This is a genomic window from Cytobacillus gottheilii (assembly GCF_900166665.1).
Lineage (GTDB): Bacteria > Bacillota > Bacilli > Bacillales > Cytobacillaceae > Cytobacillus > Cytobacillus gottheilii_A.
Genome location: NZ_LT800494.1, coordinates 840,898 through 865,691, shown reverse-complemented (window position 1 = coordinate 865,691; position 24,794 = coordinate 840,898). Strand labels below are relative to the sequence as shown.

The following is a 24,794-nucleotide window of genomic DNA, read 5'->3' as shown; positions in this document are numbered from 1 at the left end:
AGGTTCATATTCAATTGCAATTATTATATCAAAATAACAAGCAATGTACAATGGAGGTCATTTTCCCGATTATGAACCATTCTGCCACGTTGTATCACAGCCGCTAATCAATATTGAAAGTTCTTCCTTTAAATCTAATTCATACGGCTCAATCATTGAACCGCCCTCTTCAAAAATACGAACAATAGGGCGATCACACATGCCTATATTTTGCTTAATGACAACACCTTTTCTCCCATCATTCAGCTCCACGGTCATTCCTACTGGGTATAGAGCAACAGATTGGCGGAAGCTTTCAATCAATTTCGCATCAAACAATGTACCTGATCCTGCATATAGTATTTCCATTCCTTCATGCGGAAGCATAGCATTACGATAGATTCGATTTGATGTAACAGCGTCAAAAACATCAGCAACTGCAATTATTTTGGCAAAAGGGTGAATGTCATCACCAGAAATCCCACGCGGATAACCGCTTCCATTCAGTCGCTCATGATGTTGGTAAGCGCAATGAGCCACAATTAATGAGACGCTATGTACTCCTCTTAATAAGTCAAATCCTGCTTCAGCATGCTTTTTTATTTGAAGAAATTCTTCTTCTGTTAATCTTCCTGGCTTTAAAAGAATATTCTCGGGAATCTGCATTTTTCCGACATCATGCAAAATTGCACCCATCCCGAGCAATTCCAAATCTTTTCTTGAAAAATTAAGCTGTAAACCAATTGCTAAAGAATATAGTGTTACATTTAACGAATGAGAGAAAATATAATGATCGTATGTATAAACGTCTGACATGATTGAAATGAGGTTTTGATCTCCTTTTATTTCATCCAGCAGATTGTCGATTAGCACTTCAAAATTCTTTGAAGCTTGTTCAATAACAAAGGATTTGTCTAAATTTTGAGCCTTGCCTGATTGCCGAAACGTATCTTCGATGGTATGTATGGCTTCACGGCGCAGCTGTTCTGGCAATGTGGATTTATAAACAATATCCTTCATTCTCTCGTCCATTACATATATATATGTAATCCCCATTTTTTGCAGCCTGGATAACATTTTTGCGTCAAGCTTTACGCCTTTATGTAAGAGGACTTTCCCTTTATCGTTATATATAGATTTCCCAAGTACACTGCCTACTTTAGCAGATTTCGTTGATACTAATCTCATGAAAAAACCTCTTTTTCATCTATAAGTTATCCATTCAATTTCCACTTCTCGTTTAAATTGTCATCAATATTTTACATGTTTGTCTACATTATTCAAGTTAAACCGTACAAGGCAGGAAATTAGTCTTAATCATATATTATCATTCCTCCTGCAACTAGCAAAAGAAAATTTGCAAATTATCTTTTTTTCTGCGTAAATGAAATCTATCACTCATCAGTCATTTAGCCTCTTAAAGAAAAAGAGACTGCTCAATAGCAGCCTCAGCGCCTGTATGTTTTAATTAGATCATTTTTAAAAGGGCGTCTCTCCCAGTCATACCTTTTTTAATGCCAAGGTTTTCTGCTTCATATGTGACGGATTCAAGCGGTGCATCAATTAATTGCTCAATGGTTTTAACGCCAACTGCTCTTCCTGCAATCACTTTTCGATCTTTAAGCTTTTCATTTAGTAGTGCAACATCTAATGCTCCACACATGATATATCCTTTATCATTTGTAACTACAAGTAAATTTGTTTTTGGAAGTTCCACAGACACACTTAAAAATGTGTGTCCACCAATTTCAATAGGACTTAAATTCATCATAACTGCCCCACTCCTTTCCTTACACCATATGACGGGACAAGGAAAAGAGTGTACTGGAAAATCTCCTATGAAAGCCTACTTACCATGCACTAGAATAAATCGAGTTGTCTTGGTGCTAAGCAGCTATATTCAATGCCAAGCATATCAATGAACTGCTTAGCATTATCAGCAGCATCTCCGCCGGAGTTATTATTAAACAATACATAAATTTGCTCACACTTCTGTTCTAGTGTTCGAATATACTCACCCCATTGTGCAAGCTCTTCTTTATTATAATTATACAAATAGCGTACTTCACGCCAGTTATCATGATTTTTCTTTTGCCAGCCATGGACGTTACGGCCATGGAAACGAACAAGAAGCTTATCAGATCGAGGTGCTGCGAGTACAATCGGAATCGATCCTTCCCCTGCCTGCGGTTCGTCACATATTGTATGAATCCAATCTTCATCCTTTATAAATTGCAAGGTCTTCTCCCTGAAGTGTTCCTTAAACCAAGACTGATGGCGGAATTCCAGTGCACATGGAATATTTCTCATTTGTGCCTTGCACCATCGCAGATAGTCTACATTCTTTTTTTGGCAATCAAACCATGGCGGAAATTGAAAAAGGACCATCGCCAGTTTATTACGATCTATATAAGGCTGAAGTGATTCTTTAAATGCTGAAAACATTTCTTCCTTGCTCTCAAAAGGGAGCTTACCGCGTTCATGCCCTGTCATCCCCTGATACGCTTTGACAACAAACTGAAAACCGTCTGGGGTATCCTCTGTCCACCTTTTCGCATTTCGTACAGGCTGAACGGCGTAAAACGCTGAATCAACTTCTACAACTGGAAAATGGGCGCTATATTCCTTCAGCTTATCACGTGCAGCAATATGGCCAGTATATAATTGATCATGATCTCCCCATCCAGTTACACCTATGGTGATCATCGAATATCCCCCTCTCTCATTTTTCTATATTAAATATAACCTAAATTTATAAAGTCAATCAAAATCCATAACTTATATATATATATAACAACAGCCGGCAAACTTTCCACTATTGATTGCCTGGCAGCTGTTTTACTAATAATATTTTCCTATACATTCCGTTCAGCATTACTGCATTGTCCTTTTTCAATTCTAATTGAGTTTCAAAAGGTTTTAGAAGTGCATGAAAATCTATACCAATATCTGTCCCTAGTAATTTAATGATCGGACGGAGTATTTTTTGTGCAGCATTCCGTTTTTTATTTACAGGAGCAAACTTATCAAGTATAAGGATTTCTCCATTTTTCTTTAATACCCTTGTAATTTCGCTAAGTGCATCTTCTGGTTGAGGGACAACACTAATAACTAAGCTTGCTGCAATAAAATCAAATGTATTATCTTCAAACTCCATCTTTTGCGCATCCATTTTTTTAAACGTTATGGACTCGTTCTTAAACTTACTTTTTGCAACTGCCAGCATTTCTTCAGAGTAATCAATTGCTGTAAGAACGTACCCCTTATCTAAGAAAAATGGAATATCTGCACCTGTACCCACTCCCACTAGCAGGATTTTACTTCCTTTCTTGTATTTTAGATTTCTAAATACCTCTTTTCTTGCTTTTAAAAACATCCCTTTATTAAAGAAGTGATCATAAATTGGTGACCATAATTTATAAATAATCGCATTCCAGCTTCTATTCAAAAATATTCCCTCCATTTGAAAAGTGCTGGCATCTTTCTTGGTTGAAAATTTGTGATATGTATATGAGCCTGCATTACTTACTCTTTTCGCAAAGAAGCCTCCCTTTCAGGAAGCTTCTGTCTCTTATTTATCCTTCACTCGCAGCAGTCTTAAACCATTTAATGTGACTATTAGCGTTGCACCCATATCTGCAAAAATAGCAATCCATAGTGTTAACCAGCCTGGAACAACTAAGAGTAAGGCCAGTAGTTTAATGCCTAAAGAGAATATAATATTCTGTTTAATAATGAATAATGTTCTTCTGCTCAACTTAACGGCAAAAGGCAGTTTTTCCAGATCATCTGCCATTAATGCAATGTCAGCTGTTTCTAAAGCCGTATCTGTCCCAGCACCGCCCATTGCAATTCCAACAGTAGAGGCTGCTAAAGCGGGAGCATCATTGACACCATCCCCAACCATAGCCACCCGGCCATATTCGCTTTTCAGACCTTTAATAAAAGCTAATTTATCCTGCGGCAGCAAGTCTGCCTTCAGATCCGAAACACCTGCCTGTTTTCCGATTGCATTTGCAGTTCCAGCATTATCTCCTGTCAGCATAATGGTCTTTTGAACTCCTAATGAATGAAGTTTTTGAATAACGTCTATACTATTTATCCTCAACTCGTCAGCAACAGCAATCAGCCCTAAAACTTTAGCAGATGTTCCGGCAGCCATGACCGTTTTGCCCTTTTCTTGAAGCTGCGAGATCGTTTCCTTCTGCTCATTTGATAACCCATTTTCTAATATTTCTTCAAATAGACTTGGACTGCCGACATAATAGGTTTTGCCATGTATTGAGCCTGTAACTCCTTTTCCTGTTATTGATAAGAATTTTTCAATCGATATACTTTTGTATTTTAAATCTTCTTCTTCAGCTTTTTTGATAATGGCAGAAGCCAGTGGATGCTGTGAACCATTTTCCAAAGCTGCAACAATAGTCAGCAGTTCATCAGGATCAATATCTGTATTTGGAAGGTAATCCGTTACCACAGGAACTCCTTTTGTTAAGGTTCCTGTTTTATCGAAGGCAATTGCTTTAATTCCTCCCAATTCTTCAAGATGAATGCCGCCTTTGATCAGAACACCATTACGTGCTGCATTCCCGATTGCCGTTACAATAGATACGGGTGTGGAAATAACAAGGGCACATGGACAGCCGACTACTAAAACAGCTAATCCCTGGTAAATCCATTTCTCCCAATCTCCATTGAAGAATAAAGGAGGTACAACAGCTGCGGCAAGTGCAACCAGCATGATGATTGGAGTATAGTACCTGGCAAAGCGATCTACAAATGCCTGTGATGGTGCCCGTTCTGCCTGAGCTTCTTCAACTAATTGTATGATCTTTGCAATGGTAGTATCATCCACAAGTTTTGTAACTTTTACCTCCAAGAGGCCCTCTTCATTTAATGTACCCGCGAAAACTTCATTTTCAATTGTTTTTGACACAGGTACTGATTCACCCGTAATAGCTGCTTGATTGACTGATGATACTCCTTTTAAAACGATTCCGTCCATCGCTATTTTTTGTCCAGGTTTAACGATCATAATATCGTCAACTTGAATATCATCTACATTAATAAAGCGTTCTTCATTTCCTCTTCTGATTAAAGCTTCTTTAGGAGCAATGTCCATTAATGACCGTATTGATTGGCGTGCCTTATCCATGGAGTATGTTTCGAGGGCTTCACTGATCGCAAACAAGATAACAACTGTTGCACCTTCACCCCATTCACCAATAACAGCAGCACCAATAACTGCAATGGTCATTAAAGTTTTCATATCAAACTCTAAACGGAATAAATTCATAACTCCTGTTTTAAAGAGCCGATAACCGCCCACTAAAATAGAACTGGCATATGCTAGTATAGAAACAATGCTATTTTCACCTGATATTTCTGCAGCCATCCAGCCTATTAACAGGAATATAAGCGATGCGATGACTGTCCCGTGTTTTTGGAAAAATGGAATCTTTTTCTCTTCAACTTTTTGTTTTTCAGGATACAGTCTTAAGTTTTCAAAAGCTCCTGCTTTTTCGAGTACTTCAATCGTTGTCTCACCATAAACAGTAAGCTTAGATGCACCAAAATTAACATTTGCATTAGAAACACCATCCAGGTGTTTGACGTTCTTTTCGAACTTTGTCGCGCAGCCTGCTCAGGTGAAGCCTTGAACGCGGTAAACACTTTTCTGTAATTCGGAGTTATTCATGAAGCTTTCCCTCCAGCTGATGTGCAAAGGCTATTTGAATCAATTGTCTGACATGCTCGTCATCCAAGGAATAATACACGAGTTTACCTCGTTTCTGATACTTTGCCAGACCAAGGTTTTTAAGATGACGTAAATGGTGAGACGCAGTAGCCATTGTGCTGCCAACAATATTAGCAACATCGCATACACAAAGTTCATCTTCTTCGCATAAAGCAAAAGCAATTCTAATCCTCGTATCATCAGAAAGAGCTTTAAATATTTGTGCAACAGACATCGTATCCTTCTGCTGGATAGAATTTTTGACTCGATTTACTTTTACCTCATCCACACAAGTCACTTCGCAAATATCATCGTGTTTCAAAATATAGCCTCCTCATTCAAACATTCATTTGAATATTAGTATATGCAAAATTATTCTAATGGTCAAATGATTGTTTGAATAATTAATAAGTTATTTTAATGGGTATTTTTCAAGATCTAGTGTTATTCCATAACACAGTACTTCCTATATAAGGAGGCGTATGGTCCATCTCTAACGGCTCCGCTCCATAGGAGTCTTATCTTGCCCGCTCCTCTCGAATATTCCATTCCAACCAACCAACATATGGGAACTAATATGAATTTTGGAGAGATTTTTCATGCAGCATTCAAGCGGATTAGATCATGTAAAAACAGGTTATTCGCCTTCAAAAGAATTTTTTCGCCATTAGGATGCATTTATTCGCCGTTAAATAAATATTTTCGCCAACATCACCTATTTATTCGCCAAACTCCACAAATGGATAAAAAAAAGACGAACCACGAAGGTTCGTCTTTTTATCTACAGGATTATCCAATAGATCCTTCCATCTCGAACTTGATAAGACGGTTCATTTCTACTGCATATTCCATTGGAAGTTCTTTTGTAAATGGCTCGATGAAGCCCATTACGATCATTTCTGTTGCTTCTTCTTCAGAGATTCCGCGGCTCATTAGGTAGAACAGCTGCTCTTCAGATACTTTAGAAACTTTCGCTTCATGCTCAAGTGAAATATTGTCGTTTAAGATTTCGTTATATGGAATGGTATCAGATGTTGATTGATTATCCATGATTAACGTATCACACTCAATGTTTGCACGTGCTCCATCTGCTTTGCGTCCAAATTGAACGATTCCGCGGTATGTTACTTTTCCGCCTTGTTTCGAGATGGATTTTGAAACGATGGTTGAAGACGTGTTTGGTGCAAGGTGAATCATTTTTGCTCCTGCATCCTGATGCTGACCTTTACCTGCTAGTGCGATGGAAAGAGTCATTCCGCGTGCGCCTTCTCCTTTTAAAATAACAGCTGGGTATTTCATTGTTAATTTAGAACCGATATTTCCATCGATCCATTCCATTGTTGCATTTGCGTCACAAACTGCACGCTTTGTAACAAGGTTATAAACATTGTTTGCCCAGTTTTGGATTGTTGTATAACGGCAGTATGCATCCTTTTTAATGATGATTTCAACAACCGCACTATGAAGTGAGTTTGTTGTATACACAGGAGCTGTACAGCCTTCTACATAGTGCACATGTGCGCCTTCATCAACGATGATCAGCGTACGTTCGAATTGCCCCATGTTCTCAGAGTTAATGCGGAAGTATGCTTGCAGTGGTGTTTCAACTTTGATCCCTTTTGGAACATAGATGAAAGATCCACCTGACCACACAGCAGAGTTTAAAGCCGCAAACTTATTGTCTGTTGGCGGAATAACCTTTGCCCAGTGCTCTTTGAAAATCTCTTCGTTTTCGCGAAGTGCAGAGTCAGTATCCTTAAATACAATTCCCATCGCTTCAAGATCTTCCTGCATGTTATGGTAAACAACCTCTGATTCGTATTGTGCAGATACACCTGCTAAATACTTTTGCTCTGCTTCAGGAATTCCAAGCTTATCAAACGTTTGCTTGATTTCATCTGGAACTTCATCCCAAGAACGCTCAGTCTTTTCAGAAGGCTTTACATAATAAGTGATTTCATCAAAGTTTAATGACGCTAAATCTCCGCCCCATTGCGGCATCGGCATGTTGTAGAAGTGCTCTAATGATTTTAAGCGGAAGTCCAGCATCCATTGAGGCTCTTCCTTCATTTTTGAAATTTCTTCAACAATCTCTTTTGTTAACCCGCGTTTTGATCGGAAAATGGAAACGTCTTTATCGGCAAATCCGTACTTGTAATCGCCAATGTCAGGCATCTTTTTTGCCATCGTCGTATTCCTCCATTCTTTGCCTCAGGAATCATCCTTTAGCTATATTTTATCCCAAACTTGTTTTATTGTTCTGATTCATTAATACCCTTTTCCATTGCCTTCCATGGCAATGTAGCACATTTAATTCGGGCAGGGAATTTAGAAACTCCTTGCAGTGCTTCAATATCACCAAGATCAATCTCATCGTCATAATCCTTGCCTTGCATCATATCAGAAAAAATCTTCGATAACTTAACCGCATCTTCAAAGGTTTTTCCCTTTATAGCCTGAGTCATCATAGAAGCAGAGGACATTGAAATGGAGCAGCCTTCACCGTCAAACTTTGCGTCTGCTACGATGCCGTCCTCCACTTTCAGCGTCAATTGAATTCTGTCTCCGCAAGTTGGGTTATTCATATGAATGGTTAAACTGTCATCTTCTAAAATCCCTTTATTGCGCGGGTTTTTATAATGATCCATAATGACTTGACGGTAAAGGGTATCTAAGTTATTAAAAGACATCGCTAAAATACTCCTTTGTTTTGACAAGCCCGTGAACGAGCCGATCAATATCTTCCTCTGAATTATACAGATAGAAGCTTGCCCGGGCAGTTGCTGATACCTTCAGCCATTTCATAAGCGGCTGTGCACAATGATGTCCGGCTCTGACAGCAATTCCATCCGCATCCAGTACCGTTGCCACATCGTGAGGATGAACTTCATCAATATTAAAGGTAACAACACCTGCTTTTTTCGAAGCATCTTTTGGTCCAAAGATGGTCATGCCTTCTATAGCAGACATCTGCTCCATCGCATACGCAGCAAGCTTATGCTCATGCGCCTCGATGTTGTCACGTCCAATTTCCTCTAAAAAGTCGATCGCTGCTCCCAGACCAATTGCACCTGCTATGATAGGGGTACCACCTTCAAACTTCCAAGGAAGCTCTTTCCACGTTGATTCCTGTAAACCAACAAAGTCAATCATTTCACCGCCAAACTCAATTGGCTCCATGTTTTCCAAAAGCTTCTTCTTCCCGTATAAAATACCGATGCCTGTTGGCCCGCACATTTTGTGGCCTGACATGGCGAAAAAGTCGCAGTCCAGATCTTGGACATCAACCTTCATATGCGGTGCACTTTGCGCCCCATCAACAACCATTACAGCTCCATGCTGATGAGCAATCTGTGCAATTTCTTTAATCGGGTTAATGACCCCAAGAACATTTGAAACATGCATAATTGATACAATCTTTGTCTGGTCTGTAACTGTATTCTTCACATCTTCAAGAGCGATCGTTCCATCTTCTTGAAGAGGCAAATATTTTAATATAGCTCCTGTTGCTTTTGCAACCTGCTGCCATGGAATGATATTGCTGTGATGCTCCATATAGGAGATGACAATTTCGTCCCCCTCCTGCAGATTTGCTCGAGCATAGCTTGCAGCTACTGTATTCAGAGAAGTAGTAGTTCCTCGTGTAAAGATTACTTCTTCAGTTGATTTTGCATTGATGAACTTACGGACCTTTTCACGTGCACCTTCATAGCCATCAGTTGCCTTTGTCCCGAGAGTGTGAACACCTCTATGGACATTGGAGTTATATTGGCGATAATAGTTGTCAATCGCTTCAATAACCTGAATTGGCTTTTGTGACGTTGCCGCACTGTCCAAATAGACTAACGGACTGCCGTTAACCTCCTGATGCAGGATCGGAAACATTTGGCGAATGTCCATTATATTCATTATTTTACTTTCCTTTCAATTACCTCTGTTAATTGCGCTTTAACTCCTTCGATTGGAAGGGCATTAACAACAGGTGCCAAGAAGCCATGGATGACTAGTCGCTCTGCTTCTGTTTGCGAAATACCGCGGCTCATTAAATAATAAAGCTGAAGCGGATCCACACGGCCTACAGATGCAGCATGACCAGCAGTAACATCATCTTCATCGATAAGCAGGATCGGGTTGGCATCTCCGCGTGCTTTTTCACTCAGCATAAGAACTCTTGATTCTTGCTCAGCATTTGACTTAGATGCGCCATGCTCAATTTTTCCGATGCCATTAAAGATGGAAGTTGCAGCATCTTTCATAACACCATGTTTTAAAATATAGCCTTCGGAATTTTTTCCAAAATGCACGATGCTTGTCGTAAAGTTTTGTGTTTGTTCACCGCGTCCAACAACAACCGTTTTTGTATCCCCAAATGAACCATCACCGATTAAATTCGTGATATTCTCAGAAATAGTATTCCCGTCATTCATCAAACCTAGCGCCCATTCAATCCGTGCATCTCTGCCGGCTTTTCCGCGGCGATTGACATAAACCGTTGTGCCTTTAGCAAGTGTATCGACTGCTCCATATTGAACCTTTGCATTTGCACCAGCAATTACTTCTGTCACAATATTAAAGATTCCGTCTGCTTCAGCAACAGTTGATACGTAGTTTTCAACATACGTAACTGAGCTATTGTCATCCGCTACAATTAAAACATGGTTGAACAAGTTTGCTTCCTTGTCATCATGGATATAAACAGCTTGGATTGGCTCAGTAATCTCAACATTTTTCGGAATATATAAGAACGCTCCGCCGTTCAATAATGCTGCATGTAAAGCAGTAAGCTTATGCTCGTTCACTTTTACTGCATCTGTCATAAAGTACTTCTGCAGCAGGTCGCCATGCTCTCTTGCAGCTGTAAAGATATCTGTAAAAATAACACCTTTTTCCTGCATCTCTTTTGTTACTGAAAGATATGTCGGTCTGTTATTGCGCTGAATATAAAGGCTTTGTTCTTGTGCCTCTAAGTTAATCAAGCTTCTAACTTCCTCAGGCAGCTCGTTTAAAGAGGTATAATCCTCACTGGCTACAAGGTGCTTTGTAAATTGCGTGAAATTCCATTTATCTATTTTAGTTTTATCTGGCTTTGGCATTGGCAGGTTTTCCGCATCAGCAAGAGCTGTTGTGCGAAGTTCAGTCAGCCACGCCGGTTCGCCCATATCTTTTGAAAAGGAGCTGACATACTCCTTGTCAAATGGTAATTTAATTTCAGTTGACATAGTGATCCTCCTAACTGTTACGCTTCTTGCCCAACTGTTTCGTCTTCGATGCCAAGTTCCTTTTTAATCCAGTCATATCCTTCTGCCTCTAAACGCTGTGCCAGCTCAGGGCCACCGGATTTTACAATGCGGCCTTGCATCATTACGTGTACATGATCAGGCGTAATATAGTTAAGAAGACGCTGATAGTGAGTAATAATTAAGCAGCCGAAATCTTCGCCGCGCATTTCATTGATTCCTTTAGAAACCACTTTTAATGCATCGATATCTAATCCTGAGTCAATTTCATCCAGGATAGCAATTTTGGGTTCAAGCATCATTAATTGAAGGATTTCATTACGTTTTTTCTCTCCGCCAGAGAATCCTTCGTTTAGGTAACGCTGAGCCATATCTACGTCCATTTCAAGGAATTCCATTTTGCTATCCATTTGACGGATAAACTTCATTAATGAAATTTCGTTTCCTTCCTCACGGCGGCTGTTCATTGCAGAACGCAAGAAGTCAGCATTTGTTACACCGCTAATCTCGCTTGGATATTGCATAGCAAGAAATAGACCTGCTTGAGCACGCTCATCTACTTCCATTTCTAACACATCTTCACCATCCATTACGATGCTGCCAGATGTAACTTCATATTTCGGGTGACCCATAATCGCAGAAGATAATGTAGATTTCCCTGTTCCGTTTGGTCCCATGATTGCGTGAATCTCTCCGCCTTTGACTTCAAGATTAACACCTTTTAATATCTCTTTGCCTTCAATTTCAACATGAAGGTCTTTAATTGTTAAAGTTGATGCTGCCATAATAATACCTCCGTCAATTATGAAAGATTTGTATAAATCGGCTATGCCGCAAACCTCTTAGTTTTATTCTCATTTTATTCTCATTACAATCTTATAACAAATGAAAAGTGATATCAACTCTTTCAGAACATTCGTCTTTCGAATGTGAGAATATGTCTAATTATAGAGTTTTTTTTCGTTTTTTAAAACTTTTTAGTCTATGTATGCCCTATAGTTAATTCACTCCCTTCTGAAGCGTCCCAATACTGTAATTCCTATCTGACTATTTTCTGCGACTGACTAAGAATGTATGTGAAAATAGGAAGAAATAAAGAGATCAAATCATTTAAAACTTTTTCAATTAAAATCCTGGATTGATCATGAATGGAAAAAAACCAGCTCAAAAGCTGAGCTGGTTTCTTCCTATATATATAACATTAAGAATGTACTTTTCTTTCTAAATCGGCAACCATTCGCTGACTTTCTACATATTCCTTTTGCCGCTTTTCTTCAACTTCCATTCGCACACCATGCTTTTGGCTGTAAACCTCATATCCGACTCCATGGGCTCCACGCATGGCCTTTTCCATTTCACTCGTATAATTTAGGTTTAGCTGGTTAATAACGAACCATTCCTTTCAAATTTCCGCTGTACGGATTATTTACTTTTAAATCGTATCATTGACTGTATACCCGACACAATTGCGGTAAAACCTGATATATCGTTATATATGTCGCTGGTTCAGTCTGAAGGTCACTTGAAGGAGTCGGTTCGTTTATTTGCTGAAGTATAATCTTGTTTAAAGCAAGGTTCTAAATAGCTGTGATTTTACACATTAGATAACTTGGTGATTATTGGGGTACAGAAGGGGGAAAAATCCTCTTGTTTTTTGCCAAAAGGAAATGCCTGCGATTTTTGCTGACACCGCCATTGTCCTGGATGTTAAGAGAAGTTGGAAGTATGTTTTCAGCCGTTATTTTGATTTATACGCTGTAACATGGAATTTATCCGCCGTTATTTTAATTTATCCGCTGTAATATGGGATTTATCCGCCGTAAAAAATTTATATTCGCCAAAAAGAGCACTTTATCCGCCAAACACAAATTGTATCCGCAGCCGCAAAATCAAGACAAACAAAAAGCCCCTGCATACACAGGAGCTTTTAAACATTATTCAGATACAGGTACAACTGCACCTTCATATTTTTCAAGGATGAAATCTTGAATTTCTTGTGAGTGAAGAACTTCTACTAATGCCTTGATTGCTTCGCTTTCTTCATCTCCACTGCGAACAGCGATTACGTTAACATATGGAGATTCTTTGTCTTCGATCGCAATAGAATCTTCAATTGGATTTAATCCAGCATCAATTGCATAGTTAGAGTTAATTAGAACCGCGTCACCTTCACCGTTGTTGTAAATTTGCGGAAGAAGAGATGCTTCATATTCAGTATCAAACTCTAAGTTCTTGCTGTTTTCTTCGATATCTTCGATTGTTGCTGCTGTTTTTTCAACGCCTTCTTTTAGCGTGATTAACCCTTGCTGTTCTAATAATGAAAGAATACGGCCATGGTCAGCAACAGAGTTACTCATAATAATTGTTGCGCCATCAGGAAGTTCATCCAAGCTGTCATATTTTTGAGAGTAAACACCAATAGGCTCAATGTGAATTCCGCCAGCGTTTACGAAATCATAACCATTCTCAGCAATTTGCGACTCAAGATAAGGGATATGCTGGAAGTAGTTCGCATCAATATCTTCAGCCTCTAAAGCTTGGTTTGGTAAGATATAATCTTGGAATGTAGTGATGTCTAATTCAAAGCCTTTCTCTTCTAAAAGAGGTTTCGCTTCTTCTAAAATTTCAGCATGAGGAACGTTTGAAGCTCCAACTTTAAGTGTTGTTGTTTCTGCTTCTTCTCCGCCGCCTGCATTGTCTCCCTCAGTACCTTCATCAGAAGTGCCGCAAGCAGAAATAATTAGTGCTACTGTTAAGGCTAATAAAATTGATAACCATTTTTTCATCTTTTTTCTCTCCTATCGTTTGTCTAATTTTGAAGTTATAAAATCACCAATGAATTGGATGATAAATACAATAATTAATATAATAATTGTTGCTACAAGCGTCACATCAGCACGGGTGCGCTGGAAGCCTTCTAAATAAGCGAGATTTCCAAGTCCGCCTGCACCGATTACACCAGCCATGGCTGTATAGCCTACTAACGCAATAGCAGTAACAGTGATACCAGAAACCAATGCAGGCATTGATTCAGGGAGAAGAACTTTCCAGATAATTGTGCTAGTTTTAGCACCCATCGATTTCGCTGCTTCAATAACCCCTTTATCAATTTCCCTCAAACCTATTTCAACCATTCTTGCATAAAATGGCGCTGCCCCGATAATAAGAGCCGGCAATGCTGCATTTTGACCTATCATTGTGCCTAAGATCAGCTTTGTAAAAGGAACCAATAGTACAATTAAGATAATAAATGGAATAGACCTAAAGATATTAACAAAGGCACTAATGACTTTATTAACAGGAGCATTAGCCCAAATATTTCCTTTGGCTGTTAAAAAGAGCAGCAATCCTAAAATAGTACCTAGGATAAAGGTTGCAAAAACCGATATAGCCGTCATATATAATGTTTCTAGTGTAGCTTCCCACATTTTATCCCATTGGACATTTGGAATGAGTGAACTAAGCATTAGAAATCACCTCCACTCCAATATTCTGGGAATGGATATAGTCGATTGCCTTAGCAATTTCCGTCTGTTCCCCATCTAGATGAATAAATAATGTTCCATAAGAACCCTTTTGTGTTTGTGATATTTTCCCTTGCAGAATATTCACTGTAACCGAGTAATGACGAATTAAATTCGTAATAAGCGGCTGTTCTGCAGCCTCTCCAACAAAACCCAGCTGAATGACTTGCCCCTGAGGATAAAGGTCGAGTAAATGCTGTACGGTTTCCTTCGTCTCTTCCGGTTCAGTCACTTGCTGTACAAACCTCTTTGTAATCGGTGCAGTTGGGTTTTTAAATACTTCAAGAACAGGTCCTTCTTCAACAATCTGACCATTCTCCATCACAGCTACACGATGGCAGATTTTGCGAATCACATGCATTTCATGTGTAATTAGTACAATGGTTAAGCCAAGTCGTTCATTTATATCGACAAGCAGTTCAAGAATTGAGTCTGTTGTTTGTGGATCTAACGCAGATGTGGCCTCATCGCACAGCAGCACCTTAGGATTATTCGCCAGTGCTCTTGCAATGCCAACTCTTTGCTTTTGCCCACCGCTCAGCTGGGAAGGATATGCATCCTCTCTCCCCTCTAAACCAACAAGACGAATGAGTTCATCCACTCTTTTTATTCTTTCCTGCTTCGAAACGCCGGCAATCTCAAGTGGAAAGGCAATATTCTCTCTAACATTCCTGGACCATAGCAGATTAAAATGCTGGAAAATCATACTGATCTCTTGTCTGGCCTTTCTTAAGTCACTGCCTTTAATGCGTGAAACTTCGTTATTAGCAACGACTACACTGCCTTCAGTAGGAATTTCCAATCCATTTAGCATACGGATTAACGTACTTTTTCCCGCTCCACTGTAGCCAATCACTCCAAAAATTTCGCCTTCTTTAATTTCAAGGTTCACTTGATCAACCGCGTTGACCTTCCCTTTTTTCGTTGCAAATATTTTCTTTGCATTTTTTATAGAAATCACTTGTTGTTTCACCCTCTCATTCCTGACATTGCCTATACAATAGTTTTTGATTGGACAATGCCTTTCATTCTCCTCAATTTCAGAAAACACATTAAAATATCTTTAACCAGTTAAGTTTTCCAATTCTTGAAAACTAGCAAAAAATAAAAATGCCTTTCTGTTATGAGCAGAAAGGCATTAAAAATAAGTCCTTTCTCTCATCTATCAAAGCCATAAGCTTTGAGTGAATTGGCACCATTTCATTTTCATGACGGTTGCCGGGCTTCATAGGGCACTTCCCTCCACCTCTCTTGATAAGAGCTAAACATTTATATTCAATTCGTTTACATTCATTTATAAATTACGAATGCTATCATATCATGGGGATGATAAGGGTGTCAACTAAAAAAGTGAATTCCAAGACATTTTATATTTCCCTTGATCACAATTTCTTTAAGCTTTAGCAGCAAGTGTTGTGATTCCTGTTGCCGCCTCAATTGCCTGTTCTAAATCCTCAATTAGATCTTCTGCATTTTCAATTCCCACAGATATGCGGATTAAATCTTCTGGGACTCCCGCAATTTTTAAAGCCTCATCATCCAGCTGCTGATGGGTTGTGCTTGCAGGGTGTATAATTAAACTTTTCGCATCACCTACATTGGCTACATGTGCCCAAAGATTAAGGTTATTGATTAAAGCAGCACCAGCTTCTCTTCCGCCCTTAATTCCAAAAACAACAACGGACCCTGCACCTTTTGGCAGATATTTATCTGCTAAAGCCTTATCTGGATGATCATCGTCTCCAGGATATAAGAGCCAATTTATAGCAGGATGGCTCTTGAGATAGCTGATAATTTTCTTTGTATTTGCCACATGCTCCTTCATCCGTACGTGTAAAGTTTCAATTCCTAAAGTGAATTGGAATGCATTTTGCGGACTTAAAGCAGGCCCAAGATCACGCAGCAGCTGAACACGCGCCTTTGTAATATATGCTGCCTCACCAAGCGCCTCGCTATAAACTAAGTTATGATAGCTTGGATCTGGTTCCGTAAAGCCTGGGAATTTCGGTGAATTCCAGTCAAACTTGCCGCCATCCACAATAATTCCTCCCATTGTTGTTCCATTGCCAAGTAGCCATTTGGTAGCAGAGTGGATCACAATATCAGCACCAAATTCGATCGGCCTGCACAGATATGGAGTAGGAAAAGTATTATCAATAATTAGCGGTATGCCATTTTCATGAGCAATAGTTGCTACTGCTTCAATATCGAGCACTTTTAAACTTGGATTGCCAATCGTTTCTGCAAATATCGCTTTCGTCTTATTCGTAATTGCCTCTCTAAAAGCTTCTGGATCTTGTGGATCAACAAACTTCACATTTATCCCATATTTAGGCAATGTTACTGCAAATAAATTATAGGTACCACCATATAGGTTTGATGCAGCGACAATTTCGTCTCCAGCACCAGCAATATTTAAAATAGATAAAGTAATCGCAGCCTGACCACTTGAAACAGCCAATGCGCCAATGCCACCTTCAAGCAGTGCAACTCTTTCCTCGAACACACTTACAGTCGGATTATGTATCCGTGTATAAATATAACCTGGTTCCTTTAGTCCAAAAAGGTTTGCAGCATGGTCAGTACTTTTGAATTGATAAGCATTATTTTGATAAATCGGAACTGCCCGAGCACCGGTTACTGGATCCGGCGCTAATCCTCCATGAATACCCAATGTTTCAAAACGATAATTTTTTTTGCTTTCAGTCATGTCGATCTCTCCCTTTTAATTGGTTTGCATCTTGAGTATCATCATGCTGGCTTTGCTGTTATGAATCTTCGTAACAGCAAAAGACCCTCTTCAAGAAGAAGAGGGTCTGGAATTCACAACTCTTCTTATCTTTCAGAGCATTTGCTCTGCTGGAATTAGCACCGTGTAATTAACCGGTTGCCGGGTTTCGCAGGGCCAGTCCCTCCACCTCTCTTGATAAGAATATTCAATTTTCATATTTGTTTGAAATTTTAGCATACAGAAAAAAAACAGTCAACCAAAAACCATTAATTTTTTCCAAGATATAAAATTGTTTCTAATAATAGAATACTGCGGAAAGGGCCTCTTATTTGGATTGGCTGTTCTTTCATCATTTGACGCAGCTTTATTTTCCGCTGAAAAAGATGAGTCATAGTCGCTTTAGGACCATGAATTTCCATCTCACACTCCATTTGAGAAGTAATATCAGCCCTTCCCCCATCAATACGTAAATATAGATGTTCAGTCTCGCTATGAAAATGCACCGTCAGGTTTCGATTCTGCAATAGTTGAAAGACATGCTGTTTTTGCTCTAATTCTTGTATAAAGGATTTAGCCAGCTGTTCCATTGAGTACACCTCAAAATTCTTTAGTCTATGTAAGCTTATTCCGCGGAACTGAGTCTTAATCCTTTAAAAACTTTTCAACAAATTAACCAAAAAAAAGACAATGACCGCATCCATTACGGTATTGTCTGGGATTATTTCCTGAGAAATATGTCAGTTAAAAGCAAGCTATGCTGTCATTTGTGCAACTTTTTTAGGATTATAGCGTTTAAATACTAGGAAGAAATAGATAGAGCCTATTAAATACAACACTGCAGTAATCGTAAAGACGGTAGCATATCCCCAATAGGAGCCATATATCATGACAATACCTGTCGATACTGGCCCCATCACTGCCCAGCCCAAATTAAAGACCATCTGATTCACTGAGCTGGCGAAACCTTTCATTGAATCGTCCACTTTAGACATCATTAGTGACATTTGAATTGGATTTCCCGCATTCATCAATGCCTGCCTGAACAAAAACCCTACTGCTGCAAGCCAGAGCTGTTCAGTATAAGCAGTCAAAAGTAAAAACGGCAGTGAAGATAGCTGCAGGATCACAACTGCTTTTACCTCACCAAATTTTTGAACAACTTTTGGCCCAATAATCATTGCTACGGCAGTCATTGCCTGCCCTAATGAAATAATCAAACCAACTGCTGAGTTTGAAGCAGAAAACCTGTCAGAGAAATATAGGTTCAAATAAGGAATAACTAGCCCTGCTCCAACACCAATAATTAACTGTGCAACCGCGAAAAGTATGACAATCTTCATACTGTCTTTTTTCGCCGATAAGGCAGCCTTTATGGAGTTCGATTTAGATTTATCAATAGAATTTGTTACCTTGCGGCTTTCTTGAAACTTTATAATCGGGAAGATACCAATCAAAAAAATAACGCCGCCGAGCAAGAGCGTAACACGAATTCCGTTCAATTGCGTCATAAACAATGAAAAGAAATCCGTTAACAGCCCGCCGCTCAGGTTACCAATAACATTTGCGCCTGTCATAATAGCAAAATGAATGCTGAATAAATGCACCCGCTGTTCTGCTCGGGAATTTTCAGCAAGCCACGGAATACTGGAGACTTGTAAAAAAGCTGATGTCAGTCCTGTTGCAAAAGCAGCGGATAATAACATTGCCGGTCCTTCCGCCAGGCTGCGGATCATTAAGACGGCTCCTGTTGCGATTGCACCGTAAAGCATAATATTTTTTCTGCCAAACCGATCGCTTAGTAAACCTGCTGGAATTAGGATGATCGCAGTTGCAAGTGATGTCATCGAAATCACTTGACCATTCATTCCATCCGAATAGCCTAATTCACGTACATAAAAATTGTAAATAACCATAAAAATACCTAAACCAATTTGTGTGAAAATATTGGCTAGAAAAGCATGCCGGATATTTTGATTATAGCCTTTTATTTGATGTACCCACTCTTTATAGAACATGCTCTTATCGCCTCAAGACTTCTTTAGAAATTTGGTTGATATTTCGCATCCCTAAATATAATATTCTTAAAAGCGGCAATTGTAAATATATTTCGATGATAAAACGATACATTTACTAAAAAACAATATTCATTTAATAGAGAAAGCTTATTTTGCAACCTCTCTTGATTTATAACAGGCTTTTATTTCACTACTGGGACAATCCCTTTCCGGCATGCTGGTGGGGCTGAAGCTAAGCCCTCCTCTTGGCGAAGACTTTTCCTTCCTTTGGGCCACTCTTATTCTCAGCTGAACATTGCGATAGCACACTTCGATCAACAAGGATAATAAAACAGCAACACATCCGCCAAAGAGCCTTTGAAATAAAATAAAGGCTAGGAGCCCGCTCCCAGCCATTTTTTTATGCGCCAGACATTTTTTCCAATAAGTATGGAACTGAATGAAAAGCATATATTTTTTCCGTCGCATCTCCATGTTGAACAAATACAAGACATGGAACACTTTCGACATTCCACTGCTCAGCAAGTTTCGGCATATAGTTAAGATCTGCCTTCCTTATTGAAGATTCTGGTAATAATTCATCTACAACAGTAAGCATCTTCCCAGCCATTTGACATGTACCGCACATGGGGGTGTACAAATAAATAAATCCTGAAAAATCATTTTTCAGTGCATTTTCAATCTCTTGTTGCGTCCATTCAAGCATAACATTCAACCTCTATCTAAAAACTCTGTGTAAACATCAATATTAGCACCTAAAAGAACGGTCGCCAAGTGATGTACCGGTGCTGTGGCAACCTCTCTGTACATTTTATCAATATAAAGATGGGCCGCTTCTGGCATTTCACGCTTAAACTGCTTTCTCAGTTTTTCACCCGCATCATCAGCATCTACCAGTATATATACATCCTTATCAAATAACTCATCAATCAGTTCATCCAGCTTTGTAACGCTAATAGTGCCATTGGTGCAGATGATCTCAACCGGTTCTCGAATAATGTCCTTCACTTTTCGTTTATCAGAAGTACCTTCCACAATAATAACCTTTTCAGAATTGTAATCAAACATATTCATCACCTTGGAGTAGTAGGATTATATTGCCGCCCTAATTTGTATATTTTATGTACTATATTCACTATTCTATACAAATGTGTAATATTCCTTTTAGAAGGCACGGAGAAAACATTCGATGTTTTTAATGTTTTCTCTATTAGAAATGCAAAAAGCATATAATAAAAGCCAGCCCTTAAAAAGGCTGGCTCCGCTTATATTAATCTTCTTTAACCATTTCATCATATTGCTCAGAATCCATCAGGCTGTCAACTTCACTAGCATCTGACAGCTCTACTACTACCATCCAAGCATTTTCATATGGAGATTCATTTACGAATTCTGGATTGTCGCTTAATTCTTCGTTGACTTCGACAACTTTACCGCTTACTGGTGCATATAGTTCAGAAACTGTTTTTACAGATTCCACACTGCCGAAAGGTTCGTTGACTTTTAATTCATCGCCCACTTCTGGAAGCTCAACAAATACGATGTCACCAAGCTCAGATTGTGCAAAGTCTGTTATTCCAATACGGACTTTTTCTCCCTCTGTTTTAACCCATTCATGCTCTTTTGAATATCGTAATTCTTTTGGTGCACTCATTACTATCCCTCCATTTGTATGTGTATCTATGATCTAAAGAAAAGTGCAAGCGCCTTGCTCAGCCCCGACAAGCTTAAGGCGAGCCAGACTGAAGGTCGTTCTTTGACCTTTAGGCTGAATTGACTTAAGACCTCGAGGGGCTAGGCGCTGGAACTAGACACTTAGAAAAGTGCAAGCGCCTTGCTCTGCTGCTAGACACTATTCAAATTTGATCTCGTTCTGAAATTAAACCAGTATAAGCTTTTATAGCTCCCGGTACGTAAATCTTTGGTTAAGCGAGCCACGTTTTTGCATACTCATCTTCTTTAAAACCAACCGTCACCTTTGATCCGTCGGTTAGAATTGGCCTTTTGATGAGCATTCCGTCTGAAGCTAAGATGTCCAAAAGCTCATCTTCAGATGCGGTTTTTACTTTATCCTTTAAGCCAAGCTCACGATACTTCATGCCACTTGTATTAAAGAATTTTTTTAGCTCTAATCCGCTTTTTTGATAAAGCTCTGCAAGCTCATCGCGAGAAGGCGGATTGTCGGCAATATGTATTGCTTCATAAGAAATTTGATGCTCATCAAGCCATTTTTTTGCATTACGGCATGTACCACATTTAGGGTACCAATAAAATGTATGCGCCATATATTTCACCACCAATCTTAACATATCCTTGCTAGTGTTAAAACTATTATCTTCAAAAGAATAGTATCATAAATGACCTGTTTTTCATAACAAATTAGGTATCTAGCTAAGTCCCAAGGATTGATTAATATATCCCCTCCAACTAGAAATAACAGTGAATTGACCAGTTAGATGAGGATGTTTAGCAATTAGCTTCATATAAAAAACTCCCTCCATATTGAAGGGAGCACACCTCTTAAAGCACGTAGCGCTCAGCGTCAATAATTTTCTCTGATGCTTCGCGTTTCTTAGCGACCACGTTAACAGGAGTATGACGAGTGAATTTCCGCAGTGCTGAGAGCATCATACGCAGTCCATCACCATTTTCGACTGCCACAAGTGTCTCTTTTGCAATTTGCTCAATTTCGTTAAATGCTTCCTGACAGAAGATTTGCGTATAAAGAAGTTTCTGGTTGTTTTTCTCTGCCCCTTTTGCCGCAATGGCTTTTTCCGTACGCAGAACAGCCGATTCCATTGCATAAGCATTTGATACGATATCAGCGACATTGACTAAAATTTCTTGCTCTTTTTCTAGTTCTTTTCCATATTTTTGTGCCGCTAAACCAGCTGCCAGAAGGCCAATTTTCTTAGCGTTTTTCACTAAATATTTTTCCTGTGCAAGTGGTTCGTCACCCGGCTCTTCAGGCATCAGCATCATTAGCTCCTCTTGAAGCGCTTGTGCTTTCTGGAATAATGGCAGCTCGCCTTTGAACGCTTTACGCAAATAGGTGCCAGGAACTAACAAACGGTTAATCTCATTTGTCCCTTCAAAGATGCGGTTGATTCTTGAATCACGATAGATTCTTTCAATTTCATATTCAGCCATGAAACCATAGCCGCCATGAAGCTGGACACCTTCATCAGCTACATAATCGAGGACTTCAGTTGCGAAAAACTTATTTAATGAGCATTCAATTGCATATTCAGCAATCGATTTCGCTACTTCTTTGCCATCCTTTACTTCTTCTTCTGTCAATCTGCTCATGCGGTCTTCAAACAAACCTACTGTTCGATAAACAGAGCTTTCTGCCGCATACAATTTGGAAGCCATTGTACCAAACTTCTCTTTTGTTAAGTTAAATTGGGAAATAGGCGTTTTAAACTGCTGGCGCTGGTTTGTGTATTCTACCGTTACCTCAAATGCCCGCTTAGATGCACCAACAGCTCCTACACCTAATTTATAACGGCCGATATTTAAAATATTAAACGCAATAATATGACCTTTTCCATATTCACCGAGCAGGTTTTCTTTCGGCACAAGCGCATCTTCAAGGATTAATGTTCGTGTTGATGAGCTCTTAATCCCCATTTTCTTTTCTTCTGGTCCAACAGACACACCTTCATATTCTCTCTCGACAATAAAGGCTGAAAAGTGTTCTCCATCAATTTTGGCATATACAACAAATACATCTGCAAAACCAGCGTTTGTGATCCACTGTTTTTCACCATTTAACACATAATGAGTTCCTTCTTCGTTCAGTTTAGCCGTTGTTCTTGCTCCCAATGCGTCTGATCCAGAGCCAGGCTCAGTTAAAGCATAAGCTGCGAGCTTTTCTCCAGTTGCAAGGGGAGGAAGGTATTTTTGTTTTTGCTCTTCATTTCCAAATAGCACGATTGGCAGAGAACCAATTCCAACATGTGCTCCGTGAGAAATAGAGAATCCGCCGGCACGAGACATTTTTTCAGCAATTAAAGCGGAGCTAATTTTATCGAGACCAAGTCCGCCGTATTCTTCAGGCACATCTGCTCCAAGCAGTCCAAGTTCTCCAGCTTGTTTTAATAGCTTTACAGAGCGTTCGAATTCATGGTTTTCAAGATGCTCGACTTCTGGAAGCACCTCGTTGATTACGTACTCCTCTGTTGTTTTGGCAATCATAATTTGTTCGTCTGTATAGTCCTCTGGTGTAAACACATTTTCATATGAGACATCTTCAATTAAAAAGCTTCCGCCTTTAATCGCTTTTTCGGTTTGGTTTGACATTGTTATCCTCCATTCAGCTTCTATTTTTTTTAAAATGTATACTGCTAGATCCTATGTCCTTAAATTAATTCAAATACTCCCGCTGCGCCCATTCCTCCGCCAATACACATCGTAACAACACCAAATTGCTGATTGCGCCGTTTCATTTCATGTATTAATGAAAGTGTTAGTTTGGTGCCTGTGCAGCCTAGCGGGTGACCAAGAGCAATGGCGCCTCCATTGACGTTAACCTTCTCCTCATCCAATCCAAGCTCACGAATGATCTGAATCGACTGAGAGGCGAATGCTTCGTTCAATTCGAATAGGCCGATATCGCTTAGCTCTAATCCAGCAAGCTTTAAAGCCTTTGGAATCGCTACAATTGGACCAATTCCCATTACCTCTGGTGGAACTCCTCCAACTGCAAAACTTCTAAACTTCACCATTGGCGATAATCCTAATCCCTGAGCCTTCTCCCGATCCATTACCATTACAGCCGCTGCTCCATCACTTGTTTGAGATGAATTTCCTGCTGTAACTGTTCCTTTTACCGAAAAGGCTGGACGAAGTTTTGCCAAAGTTGAAACCGTAGACTCAGAACGGACTCCTTCATCTTGAGTAAATTGAAACTGCTTTTCTATTAACTTATGATCATCGCCAACAGTCCGCCTGGTTACATCTACCGGAACAATTTCATCATTAAATTTTCCCTCTTGAAGCGCTTTGGCTGCTCTTTGGTGACTGCGGACAGCAAAGGCATCCTGGTCTTCACGGGATATACCGTATTTATTTGCTACTTCTTCTGCTGTATGCCCCATGCTCATATAATATTCAGGTGCATTTTCCGCCAGTTTTACATTTGGACGAACCACATGTCCCATCATCGGCACTAAGCTCATCGACTCTGCGCCGCCTGCTATAATGGTATCTGCATTTCCAAGCATAATTTTTTCGGCTGCATATGCAATCGATTGAAGTCCTGATGAACAATAACGATTAATCGTTATAGCTGGAACTGTATGCGGCAAACCCGCTAATGCTCCTATATTTCTTGCCATATTCATTCCTTGTTCTGCTTCCGGCATCGCACAGCCAATGATCAGATCGTCTATGTTTCCTTCGTAATTGCCGGCACGTTTTAGTGTTTCTTTTACAACCAGTGCACCGAGATCATCCGGCCTCACGGCAGCAAGGCTTCCTTTTTTCGCCTTTCCTACCGGTGTCCGTGCACCAGCAACAATAACAGCTTCTCTCATGCTATTCCCTCACTTTCATCTGTTATGAATC

General features: G+C 39.6%; 25 protein-coding genes and 2 riboswitches. Of the genes, 1 reads left to right on the top strand and 24 read right to left on the bottom strand.

What is annotated here, in order from left to right; translation table 11 throughout:
- Positions 1-69: 69 nt before the first annotated feature.
- The 12 genes from B7E07_RS04200 to B7E07_RS23490 form a co-directional block, all read right to left on the bottom strand.
- Complete coding sequence (locus B7E07_RS04200; protein ID WP_080844217.1) at positions 70-1,167, bottom strand: HD-GYP domain-containing protein; 1,098 nt, start codon at positions 1,165-1,167, stop codon at positions 70-72.
- Positions 1,168-1,447: 280 nt separating this feature from the next.
- Complete coding sequence (locus B7E07_RS04195) at positions 1,448-1,750, bottom strand: YunC family protein (RefSeq protein ID WP_080844216.1); 303 nt, start codon at positions 1,748-1,750, stop codon at positions 1,448-1,450.
- Between the two features lie 89 nt (positions 1,751-1,839).
- Positions 1,840-2,685: a DUF72 domain-containing protein gene (locus tag B7E07_RS04190; RefSeq protein WP_080844215.1), complete on the bottom strand. Its 846-nt coding sequence runs from the start codon at positions 2,683-2,685 to the stop codon at positions 1,840-1,842.
- A 109-nt stretch (positions 2,686-2,794) separates the two neighbouring features.
- Positions 2,795-3,427, bottom strand: coding sequence for a class I SAM-dependent methyltransferase (locus tag B7E07_RS04185; RefSeq protein ID WP_080844214.1), 633 nt, complete (start codon positions 3,425-3,427; stop codon positions 2,795-2,797).
- A 123-nt stretch (positions 3,428-3,550) separates the two neighbouring features.
- A complete protein-coding gene (locus B7E07_RS04180; RefSeq protein WP_139785569.1) occupies positions 3,551-5,677 on the bottom strand; it encodes a heavy metal translocating P-type ATPase in 2,127 nt (708 codons plus the stop codon).
- The gene (locus tag B7E07_RS04175; RefSeq protein WP_080844213.1) at positions 5,670-6,038 is read right to left on the bottom strand and encodes an ArsR/SmtB family transcription factor; all 369 of its coding nucleotides are present in this window, start codon (positions 6,036-6,038) and stop codon (positions 5,670-5,672) included. The genes B7E07_RS04180 and B7E07_RS04175 overlap by 8 nt, the downstream gene beginning before the upstream one ends.
- Before the next feature lie 467 nt (positions 6,039-6,505).
- Positions 6,506-7,903, bottom strand: a complete 1,398-nt coding sequence (gene sufB, locus B7E07_RS04170) for a Fe-S cluster assembly protein SufB (protein WP_066442768.1) — start codon at positions 7,901-7,903, stop codon at positions 6,506-6,508.
- A gap of 65 nt (positions 7,904-7,968) precedes the next feature.
- Positions 7,969-8,406, bottom strand: a complete 438-nt coding sequence (gene sufU / locus B7E07_RS04165; protein WP_080844212.1) for a Fe-S cluster assembly sulfur transfer protein SufU — start codon at positions 8,404-8,406, stop codon at positions 7,969-7,971.
- Complete coding sequence (locus B7E07_RS04160; RefSeq protein ID WP_080844211.1) at positions 8,396-9,625, bottom strand: cysteine desulfurase; 1,230 nt, start codon at positions 9,623-9,625, stop codon at positions 8,396-8,398. Before B7E07_RS04160 ends, sufU begins: the two co-directional genes overlap by 11 nt.
- The gene (sufD, locus tag B7E07_RS04155) at positions 9,625-10,935 is read right to left on the bottom strand and encodes a Fe-S cluster assembly protein SufD (RefSeq protein WP_080844210.1); all 1,311 of its coding nucleotides are present in this window, start codon (positions 10,933-10,935) and stop codon (positions 9,625-9,627) included. Before sufD ends, B7E07_RS04160 begins: the two co-directional genes overlap by 1 nt.
- A gap of 17 nt (positions 10,936-10,952) precedes the next feature.
- Complete coding sequence (gene sufC / locus B7E07_RS04150) at positions 10,953-11,738, bottom strand: Fe-S cluster assembly ATPase SufC (RefSeq protein WP_080844209.1); 786 nt, start codon at positions 11,736-11,738, stop codon at positions 10,953-10,955.
- A 416-nt stretch (positions 11,739-12,154) separates the two neighbouring features.
- Positions 12,155-12,307, bottom strand: a complete 153-nt coding sequence (locus B7E07_RS23490; RefSeq protein ID WP_218970397.1) for a hypothetical protein — start codon at positions 12,305-12,307, stop codon at positions 12,155-12,157.
- Positions 12,308-12,620: 313 nt separating this feature from the next.
- On the opposite strand from B7E07_RS23490, the gene B7E07_RS24365 reads away from it, so the two are divergent.
- A complete protein-coding gene (locus B7E07_RS24365) occupies positions 12,621-12,755 on the top strand; it encodes a hypothetical protein (protein WP_257391393.1) in 135 nt (44 codons plus the stop codon).
- Positions 12,756-12,887: 132 nt separating this feature from the next.
- Here B7E07_RS24365 and B7E07_RS04145 read toward each other — a convergent pair whose 3' ends face one another.
- The 12 genes from B7E07_RS04145 to B7E07_RS04090 form a co-directional block, all read right to left on the bottom strand.
- Positions 12,888-13,739, bottom strand: coding sequence for a MetQ/NlpA family ABC transporter substrate-binding protein (locus B7E07_RS04145; protein ID WP_080844208.1), 852 nt, complete (start codon positions 13,737-13,739; stop codon positions 12,888-12,890).
- A gap of 12 nt (positions 13,740-13,751) precedes the next feature.
- Positions 13,752-14,420, bottom strand: a complete 669-nt coding sequence (locus B7E07_RS04140) for a methionine ABC transporter permease (RefSeq protein WP_080844207.1) — start codon at positions 14,418-14,420, stop codon at positions 13,752-13,754.
- The gene (locus B7E07_RS04135; protein ID WP_080844206.1) at positions 14,413-15,438 is read right to left on the bottom strand and encodes a methionine ABC transporter ATP-binding protein; all 1,026 of its coding nucleotides are present in this window, start codon (positions 15,436-15,438) and stop codon (positions 14,413-14,415) included. Before B7E07_RS04135 ends, B7E07_RS04140 begins: the two co-directional genes overlap by 8 nt.
- A 194-nt stretch (positions 15,439-15,632) precedes the next feature.
- Positions 15,633-15,738: riboswitch (SAM riboswitch) on the bottom strand.
- A 132-nt stretch (positions 15,739-15,870) separates the two neighbouring features.
- Positions 15,871-17,187: an O-acetylhomoserine aminocarboxypropyltransferase/cysteine synthase family protein gene (locus B7E07_RS04130; protein ID WP_080844205.1), complete on the bottom strand. Its 1,317-nt coding sequence runs from the start codon at positions 17,185-17,187 to the stop codon at positions 15,871-15,873.
- 122 nt (positions 17,188-17,309) lie between these two features.
- Positions 17,310-17,410, bottom strand: a riboswitch (SAM riboswitch).
- A 64-nt stretch (positions 17,411-17,474) separates the two neighbouring features.
- A complete protein-coding gene (locus B7E07_RS04125; protein WP_080844204.1) occupies positions 17,475-17,795 on the bottom strand; it encodes a hypothetical protein in 321 nt (106 codons plus the stop codon).
- A 165-nt stretch (positions 17,796-17,960) separates the two neighbouring features.
- Positions 17,961-19,223 carry an MFS transporter gene (locus B7E07_RS04120; protein WP_080844203.1) on the bottom strand — a complete coding sequence of 421 codons (1,263 nt, stop codon included), beginning with the start codon at positions 19,221-19,223 and terminating at the stop codon, positions 17,961-17,963.
- A 400-nt stretch (positions 19,224-19,623) separates the two neighbouring features.
- On the bottom strand, positions 19,624-19,929 hold the full coding sequence (locus B7E07_RS04115; protein WP_080844202.1) for a thioredoxin family protein: 306 nt from the start codon (positions 19,927-19,929) through the stop codon (positions 19,624-19,626).
- Between the two features lie 5 nt (positions 19,930-19,934).
- Positions 19,935-20,297, bottom strand: a complete 363-nt coding sequence (locus tag B7E07_RS04110; protein ID WP_080844201.1) for a toprim domain-containing protein — start codon at positions 20,295-20,297, stop codon at positions 19,935-19,937.
- Positions 20,298-20,493: 196 nt separating this feature from the next.
- Positions 20,494-20,877, bottom strand: coding sequence for a glycine cleavage system protein GcvH (gene gcvH / locus B7E07_RS04105; RefSeq protein WP_066442756.1), 384 nt, complete (start codon positions 20,875-20,877; stop codon positions 20,494-20,496).
- 271 nt (positions 20,878-21,148) lie between these two features.
- Complete coding sequence (locus B7E07_RS04100) at positions 21,149-21,508, bottom strand: arsenate reductase family protein (protein WP_080844200.1); 360 nt, start codon at positions 21,506-21,508, stop codon at positions 21,149-21,151.
- Between the two features lie 235 nt (positions 21,509-21,743).
- A complete protein-coding gene (locus tag B7E07_RS04095) occupies positions 21,744-23,528 on the bottom strand; it encodes an acyl-CoA dehydrogenase family protein (RefSeq protein WP_080844199.1) in 1,785 nt (594 codons plus the stop codon).
- A 59-nt stretch (positions 23,529-23,587) separates the two neighbouring features.
- Complete coding sequence (locus B7E07_RS04090; RefSeq protein WP_080844198.1) at positions 23,588-24,763, bottom strand: acetyl-CoA C-acetyltransferase; 1,176 nt, start codon at positions 24,761-24,763, stop codon at positions 23,588-23,590.
- Between the last annotated feature and the right edge of the window lie 31 nt (positions 24,764-24,794).